Source organism: Kribbella sp. NPDC026596, assembly GCF_040638415.1.
GTDB lineage: Bacteria > Actinomycetota > Actinomycetes > Propionibacteriales > Kribbellaceae > Kribbella.
Genome location: NZ_JBEZYF010000067.1, coordinates 42,524 through 50,131 on the forward strand (window position 1 = coordinate 42,524; position 7,608 = coordinate 50,131).

The following is a 7,608-nucleotide window of genomic DNA, read 5'->3' on the forward strand; positions in this document are numbered from 1 at the left end:
ATGGCCGCTACTGTGAGCAGTGATGAGGAAGCAGCATGAGTGGTACGACGAGCATGACGCCGAGCGATGGGTCGCCGAGCCGGTCAAGCGGCCGGGGCGGACAGCCTTCGCTCGCGATCGCGCGCGCGTACTGCACAGTGCGGCGTTGCGGCGGCTGGCGGCCAAGACGCAGGTGGTGACGGCCGGTAGTGACGACTTCGTTCGCAACCGTTTGACGCACAGCCTCGAGGTCGCGCAGATCGGTCGCGAGTTGGCCGCGACACTCGGCTGCGATCCGGACATCGTGGACGCCGCTTGCCTGTCGCACGACCTGGGGCATCCGCCGTTCGGGCACAACGGCGAGCGGGCGCTCGACCAGGTCGCCGCGGAGATCGGCGGGTTCGAGGGGAACGCGCAGACGTTGCGATTGCTGACCCGGCTGGAGTCGAAGACCTTCGACTCCGACGGCCGCAGTGTCGGCCTCAACCTCAGCCGCGCAACGCTTGACGCAGCGACGAAGTATCCGTGGCCGCGGCGGGCCCGCGAGCGCAAGTTCGGGGTGTACGACGACGATCTCGCGGTCTTCACCTGGTTGCGTCAGGGCGTCGGCGAGCTCCGCTGCCTGGAGGCGCAGGTGATGGACTTCGCCGACGACGTGGCCTACTCGGTGCACGACGTCGAGGACGGGATCGTTGCCCACCACATCGATCTCGCTGCGGTCGGCGCCGACCGGGCGCCGTACTGGGAGATCGTCCGGCGGTTGTACTTGCCAGAGGCAACCGACGCGGAGCTGGACGAGGGGTGGACGCGGCTCACGTCGCTGAACTACTGGCCGGGCGGCCCGTTCGACGACAGCCGGCGAGCGCTCGGTGGACTGAAAGACCTGACCAGCCAACTGATCGGCCGCTTCGCGACCGCGGCCGAGCAGGCCACGCACGCCGTCTTCGGCCGCTCCCGCCTGATCCGCTACGAAGCCGACCTGGTCGTCCCCGATGGCGTCCGGGTAGAGATCGGGCTGCTCAAGGGCGTCGGCATGTTCCACGTCCTCAACTCACCCGAACGCCAGGCCCGCCGCGCCTTGCAGCGCGAGCTCCTCACCGAGCTCGTCGAAGCCTTGTGGAAGACGGCGCCCCTGCACCTGGACGCCGCCTTCCGTAGCGACTTCACCGAGGCCACCGACGATCACGCTCGTCTCCGCGTCATCGTCGACCAGGTAGCCTCCCTCACCGACCCCTCGGCCCAGGCCTGGCACTCACAGTTGGTCAGCCGACCGAGCTGAACGGGAGATCGAGGCCGAGCTGCGAGCGGATGGGCTTGTTGGTCTGGCGGATCTGGTCGAGCTCGGTTGTGGAAAGTGCGCGGCGGTAGACGCGGACCTCGTCGACGGTGCCCTGGAAGCGGCTGACGCCATCGACTCGCTGTCCGACCGACTGCACAGTGATGTTGAAACGGTCGACATCCAGAAGCGCCCGGATTCGGTTGCTCTCCGGCTCTGCTCGTAGCCAGACCTGCGGTGTTGTTCCCGACCCGGTGCGGAAGGCCCACAGGATCGCGTGGGATCCGGTGCTGGCGCCGTACTTGATCCACGCCATCATCGTGAAGTCGTCCGCGCCGAGATCGATCGAGCGGTCGAACGGCACCTCGACCCGATCGTCCACCCCGTCCAGTGCGAGCCCGGTGCCGAACTTGCCCGGGGCAACAGTCGAAGACCTTGCTTTGCTGCCACGTGTCCCAGGTCCGAGCCTCGTCGTACGACGAACGCACCGTCATCACCTCGCGGGCCGCCGGATGGGCCGGCGCGGAGAACAGGATCCGGTTGCGCCGATCGCCTTCGTTGCGGGCGCTGAAGCGCAGCAAGGAACCTTGGAGATCGGGCACGACGAGGTTCGGCAGGGTCCGGAAGGGGGCGTCGAAGGTTTCGCCGCCATCGCTGCTGATCGCGTACGCGCGACTGCCCGGGTCGGTGCCGCGTTCGCGGGCCAGCGCGTAGATCCGGCCGTCGGTCAACTCGGCCGCGGTCACCTCCCGGGCGATCACCGTGCCGTCGTCGCGGGAGGTGGTCGCGCCGATGTGCCAGCTCTGGCCGGAGTCGTCGCTGTAGAGCAGATGCGTGCCGTAGATGTGCGGACCGATGCCGTCGTACGTCTCGAAGTTGGCGCCGACGACCAGTCGGCCGGCGTGCTGGCCGTGCTGGAGCTGGATGCCGTGCATCGGGCCGGTCGCGTACCAGAAGTTCCAGCTCGGCAGCTTGGCGTCGGTGAGCTCGCGCGGCGCCGTCCAGGTGGCGCGCATGAGACTCCCGGAAAGACATAGGACGTATGATGTGCTGTGCCACGGTGGTGACGCGCTGACTACGCGACAAGGCTTCGCGCACTAGAGTCGGCTGCATGAGTGACGCAGATCAGCAGGCCATTGTCATCGTTGGTGCGAGCCTTGCGGGTGCGACCGCGGCGGAGACGCTGCGGACCGAAGGCTGGACCGGCGGCATCGTCCTGATCGGCAGTGAGAGCTCACTGCCGTACGAGCGACCGCCGTTGTCCAAGGGGGTGCTGCTCGGCAAGGACCAGACCGACGTCGCCCAGCTGCACGACCAGCAGTGGTACGACGACAACAACGTCGAACTGCGTCTCGGCCGGACCGTCACGGCGATCGACCCCGCGGCCCACACCGTCACCGTGGACGACGGTTCACAGGTGTCGTACGGCAAGCTGCTGATCGCCACGGGCAGCCGGGTCCGGAAGCTCGACGTACCGGGTGCCGACCTGCCGGGGATCAACTACCTGCGGACGGCCGAGGAGTCGCAGGCGCTGACCGACGCGTACGCCGCCAAGCCGCGCGTCGTCGTGGTCGGCGCCGGCTGGATCGGGCTGGAGGCGGCATCGGCCGCCCGCGAGCGCGGCTGCGAGGTCACGGTCGTCGAGCCGCAGTCGACCGCGCTGGCCGCGGTCCTCGGGGAAGAGGTCGGGGAGCTGTTCGCCGAGTTCCACCGGCAGCACGGGGTCCAGTTCCGGTTCGGCGCCGGGGTCGAGGGCTTCGAGGGCACCGACAAGGTGACCGGGGTGCGGCTCGCCGGCGACGAGGTGCTTCCGGCGGAACTGGTGGTCGTCGGGGTCGGCGTCCAGCCGAACGTCGAGCTGGCCGCGGACGCCGGCATCGAGGTCGCGACCCGTGAGAACGGCTCGGGCATCGTGACCGGTCCGGATCTGCGGACGTCGGCCGAGGACGTGTACGCCGCGGGTGATGTGGTGCGCTGGGACCACCCGCTGTTCGGGGGGCCGGTGCGGGTCGAGCACTGGCAGAACGCCAAGGACACCGGCAAGTCGGCGGCCAAGGCGATGCTCGGCCAGGACGTCGCGCACGACGCGATCCCGTTCTTCTTCACCGACCAGTTCGACCTGGGCATGGAGTACGCCGGCTACGTCCCGCGCGGAACGTCGTACCAGGTCGTGCTGCGGGGTGACCCGAAGTCCGGTGCTTATGTCGCGTTCTGGGTGGACGACGACCGGCACGTGCTGGCCGGCATGCACGTCAACACCTGGGGCGCGACCGACGCCATCCAGGACCTGATCCGCTCCGGCAAGCAGGTCGAACCGGCCCGCCTCGCCGACACCTCGGTGGAGCTCGCGGACATCTAAGCCCCTAGATCGGGTAAGCGACGTACGCGAACCGTGTGCTGTCCGGCGACCAGCTAGGCACGTTCATCGTGCCCTGGCCGCCGAACAGCGTCGCGATCTCCCGGATCTCGCCCCGGGCGGTGAGCAGCCGCAGGCGTACGTCGGCAATGTCAGCTGGATGCCCCTGGACACCGGGAGGGAAGCTGACGTAGACGATCGCCGACCCGTCCGGTGCGGGATGCGGGAACCAGTTGACCCGCTCGTCGAACGTCAGTTGCTCGGCAGCGCCACCGCCGGCCGGGATCCGGAACAGCTGCGCGTGCCCCGGCGTGGTCGACGCCCGCTCGGAGTTGAAGTAGATCCACTTCCCGTCCGGGCTGTACTCGGACCCGTCGTCCGCGTGCTCGTCATCGGTCAGCTGTACGTCGTCCCCGCCGGCGGCCGGAATCGTCCACACATTGGTGATCCGGCGACCGTCCACCTGCTCCAACCCGATGTACGCCAACGTCGTGCCGTCCGGCGAAACCCCGTGCAGGTAGTGATGAAACCCAGGTCCCCGATCGTTGGTCACCCGGCGAGGCGATCCGCCTTCGAGCGGTACGGCGTACAGATGTCCGTCGTCCGCCGACACGTAGACCGTCGTGCCGTCCGGACTGACCACGTGGTCGTTGTTGATCGCCGGCACCCCGCCGAGATCGATCTCCTCGAGCCCGCCGTCGACCCGGAACAGCCGTCCGTCCCCGTTGACGATCAGCTCCCCGCCGGGCGTCCAGTTGGGCGCTTCGAAGAGCAGATCGGCGGAGCTGTAGACCAGGCGGCGCTCGCCGGTGTCCACCTCGACGACGTAGAGCTCGGACTTTTGACCAGGGCGAAGAGTACGCGGCACGGTATCCAGGTTAAGACCACCCCGCCCGCGTCGTAGACTCGCGGGGTGGCAGGCCGGATCAAGGACGAGGACATCGCGCTGGTGCGCGAGCGGGCCCGGATCGACGACATCGTCGGCTCGTACGTGACCTTGAAGAACGCCGGCGGTGGTTCGCTCAAGGGGTTGTGCCCGTTCCACGACGAGAAATCGCCGTCGTTCAACGTCACCCCGGCGCGCGGGTTCTTCTACTGCTTCGGCTGCCAAGAGGGCGGCGACGTCATCGACTTCATCCAGAAGATCGACCAGATCAGCTTCTCCGAAGCGGTCGAGACCCTGGCCTCGAAGGTCGGCATCCAGTTGCGGTACGACGACTCCGGCGCGCCGATCCAGCGCGGTCCGGGCAACCAGCGGCCCCGGCTGGTCGAGGCGCACAAGGTCGCCGCGGAGTACTACGTCGAGCAGCTGTTCGGCGCGGCCGACGCGTCGTCCGGCCGGCAGTTCCTGGATCAGCGCGGCTTCGACAAGGACGCTGCCGTCCACTTCGGGGTCGGGTTCTCGCCGCGTGGCGGTGAGGCGCTGACCAACCATCTGCGCGGCCGCGGCTTCACGAACGCGGAGCTGGTCGCGTCCGGCTTGTCCGCGGAGGGACAGCGCGGTCTGTACGACCGGTTCCGCGGCCGGCTGATGTGGCCGATCCGGGACGCGTCCTCGGACGTGATCGGGTTCGGTGCCCGCCGGCTCTTCGACGACGACCGGATCGAAGCGAAGTACCTGAACACTCCCGAGACCCCGATCTACAAGAAATCCAAGGTCCTGTACGGAGTCGACCTCGCCCGCCGCGAGATCGCGAAGGGCCGCCAGGCCGTGGTCGTCGAGGGCTACACCGACGTGATGGCCTGCCACCTGGCCGGCGTGCAGACGGCGGTTGCCACCTGTGGGACGTCGTTCGGTGAGGATCACGCGCGCGTCCTGCGGCAGTTGCTGCTCGACCACGACCAGTTCCGCGGCGAGGTGATCTTCACCTTCGACGGTGACGAGGCCGGTCAACGGGCGGCGCTCAAGGCGTTCGCCGGCGACCAGGCCTTCGCCTCGCAGACGTACGTCGCGGTGGAGCCGGACGGACTGGATCCGTGCGACCTGCGGCTGCAGAAGGGTGATGCCGCGGTCCGGGAGCTCATCGGCCGGCGGGTCCCGCTGTACCGCTTCGTACTGACCAACGTGCTGTCGAAGTACGACCTGGATCGCGCGGACACGCGGATCGACGCGCTGCGAGAGGCAGCGCGTCTGGTGATCAGCATTCGCGACCGGTCGAAGGTCGACGCCTTCACCCGCGAACTGGCCGGGCAGCTCGGCATGGAGGTCGACCAGGTCCGGTCCGAGGTCCACCGGGCCGCCTCGCGAGGTGCGGCGCCGACGGACCGTGTTCACAGTGATCGTGGTCAGGGCGGGCAGTCGCCGGAGGGGGCTCAGCCGCCAACTCCTCGCGTCGAGATCCCGTCGCCGCGGGATCAGCGGTTCGTGATCGAGTGGGACGCGCTGAAGGTCGCGATGCAGTATCCACTGCTGGTCGGGGTCGCCTTCGACGAGCTCGACGACCATGACTTCACGCATCCGTGGCTGGCCGCCGTCCGGGTCGCGATGGCGAAGGCGGGTGGACCGGCGGCCGCGGCTCCCGGTGAGGCGTGGGTGGTCGCCGTACGCGATGCCATCGGCAACGATCCGGCCGCGGCGGTGGTGAGCGCGCTGGCCGTGGACCCGTTGCGGCTCGGGCGTGAACCCGACGAACCGTACGCGCAGGCCTTGCTGGCCCGGTTGCAGGAGCTGACCTGTGCGCGCCGGATCCAGGACCTGAAATCCAAGCTGCAGCGGACGAATCCGATCGACCGCGCCGACGACTACAACCGGATGTTCGGCGAGCTGATCGCGCTGGAGGCCTACCGCGCCGACCTCCGCAAGAAGGCCATCTCCGGCGCGCTCTAGTCGTCGCCAGCCAGCTGTGACACGAGCCTGGCCGCCTGCTCGGCGTACCAAGCGGTTTAAGGCTGGCTGAAGGCCGGCTGGGAATCTGAGGGTTCTTGCCGCCGATCTGAGGGTTTCCCTCGGATGTCGCAGGGGTGGCGTGAGCGTAGTTGTGGGAGTAACAGCAAACAGGGGGAGGTTTCGCGATGAGCGAAGTAGTGGTCGACAGTTCGCAATCTGTCGACGTGTTGGACGAAAGTACGCTGCTGCCGTTGAGCAAGTCGGCGGGGGTGAAGGCCGATGACCCGGCGCTCGACAGCGAGTTCGCCGAGCCGCGCGGGAACAGCGATGAGACCGCGTTGGAACCGGGCGAGGAGCCCGGTCAGGAGACTCGGCCCGACGATGTCGTGAAGTCGGCCGACGAGGTCGATCCGGACGGGGGGCAGTGAGATGGCGATCCGCACCGGGCAGGCCGCGATCAACTTCGCGAAGGGACAGGTGGCCAACCCGTCCCAGGATTGGTTCCGCCAGTGTCTGGTCTTCGTCCGGCGTTGCTTCAACGTCGGACCGCTGTACGGGTCGGCCGAGAAGGGCTACTTCGGCACCGACTTCAGGCACGGCACCACGGGTACGCCGCCACTCGGTGTTCCCATCTGGTGGACCAACGGAGGTGATGGGCACGTCGCCATCAGCGCAGGCGACGGGACCTGCTTCAGCAACGACATCAAGCGGCACGGCGAGATCGACAGGGTCGCGATCTCGTTCATCACCCGCAGCTGGGGACACCGGTACCGCGGCTGGAGCGAGGACGTCAACGGAGTCCGGGTCTGGCGGCCGATGCACCCACCACAGATGCCGGTCGTCGACCTCAGCAACGTCATCGACGCCGCCCGCCGTGACCAGTTCCGCCCGAGTGGGGAAGGGCTGCACGAGCGCGACGTACTGATCGTCGAGAAGGCGCTGCGGCACCAGGGCCTCAAGCCGGCGGAGTTCGTCGACGGCTACGCCGGCACCGAGTTCCGCAAGGCCTACGCGCTCTTCCAGAAGGCCACGGTCCCACCGCCGTTCGACGGCATCCCAGGGATGCGGAGCCTGACAATACTGGGCGAGCGCAACGGCTTCCGCGTCATCAACTGACCGCGCCCGACAGAACCGCCGGCGGGCGGCCCCACGTCCGCCGGCGGTCCGCCG

General features: G+C 68.3%; 7 protein-coding genes and 1 pseudogene. 5 read left to right on the forward strand and 3 right to left on the reverse strand.

Going from position 1 to position 7,608, the window contains the following annotated elements; translation table 11 throughout:
- Positions 1-22 precede the first annotated feature (22 nt).
- Positions 23-1,258: a deoxyguanosinetriphosphate triphosphohydrolase gene (locus tag AB0E63_RS37215; protein ID WP_360376723.1), complete on the forward strand. Its 1,236-nt coding sequence runs from the start codon at positions 23-25 to the stop codon at positions 1,256-1,258.
- On the opposite strand, the gene AB0E63_RS37220 is transcribed toward AB0E63_RS37215, so the two are convergent.
- Both AB0E63_RS37220 and AB0E63_RS37225 read right to left on the reverse strand, forming a co-directional pair.
- Complete coding sequence (locus AB0E63_RS37220; protein WP_360376743.1) at positions 1,242-1,637, reverse strand: hypothetical protein; 396 nt, start codon at positions 1,635-1,637, stop codon at positions 1,242-1,244. The genes AB0E63_RS37215 and AB0E63_RS37220 overlap by 17 nt on opposite strands.
- A gap of 127 nt (positions 1,638-1,764) precedes the next feature.
- A pseudogene (locus tag AB0E63_RS37225) lies at positions 1,765-2,271 on the reverse strand (sialidase family protein); the annotation flags it as partial.
- 95 nt (positions 2,272-2,366) lie between these two features.
- Between AB0E63_RS37225 and AB0E63_RS37230 the strand changes: the two are divergent.
- Positions 2,367-3,614, forward strand: coding sequence for an FAD/NAD(P)-binding oxidoreductase (locus AB0E63_RS37230; protein WP_360376726.1), 1,248 nt, complete (start codon positions 2,367-2,369; stop codon positions 3,612-3,614).
- Positions 3,615-3,618: 4 nt separating this feature from the next.
- Here the strand turns inward: AB0E63_RS37230 and AB0E63_RS37235 are convergent, their stop codons facing one another.
- Entirely contained in the window at positions 3,619-4,479 is an 861-nt protein-coding gene (locus tag AB0E63_RS37235; RefSeq protein ID WP_360376729.1) for a biopolymer transporter Tol, read from the reverse strand.
- A gap of 45 nt (positions 4,480-4,524) precedes the next feature.
- Here AB0E63_RS37235 and dnaG point away from each other — a divergent pair, with 45 nt between their 5' ends.
- From dnaG to AB0E63_RS37250, 3 genes are all read left to right on the forward strand, one after another.
- Positions 4,525-6,438 carry a DNA primase gene (gene dnaG / locus AB0E63_RS37240; protein WP_360376731.1) on the forward strand — a complete coding sequence of 638 codons (1,914 nt, stop codon included), beginning with the start codon at positions 4,525-4,527 and terminating at the stop codon, positions 6,436-6,438.
- Between the two features lie 185 nt (positions 6,439-6,623).
- Positions 6,624-6,866, forward strand: coding sequence for a hypothetical protein (locus tag AB0E63_RS37245; protein WP_360376733.1), 243 nt, complete (start codon positions 6,624-6,626; stop codon positions 6,864-6,866).
- A 1-nt stretch (position 6,867) separates the two neighbouring features.
- Positions 6,868-7,554: a hypothetical protein gene (locus AB0E63_RS37250; RefSeq protein WP_360376735.1), complete on the forward strand. Its 687-nt coding sequence runs from the start codon at positions 6,868-6,870 to the stop codon at positions 7,552-7,554.
- The last annotated feature ends 54 nt before the right edge of the window (positions 7,555-7,608 follow it).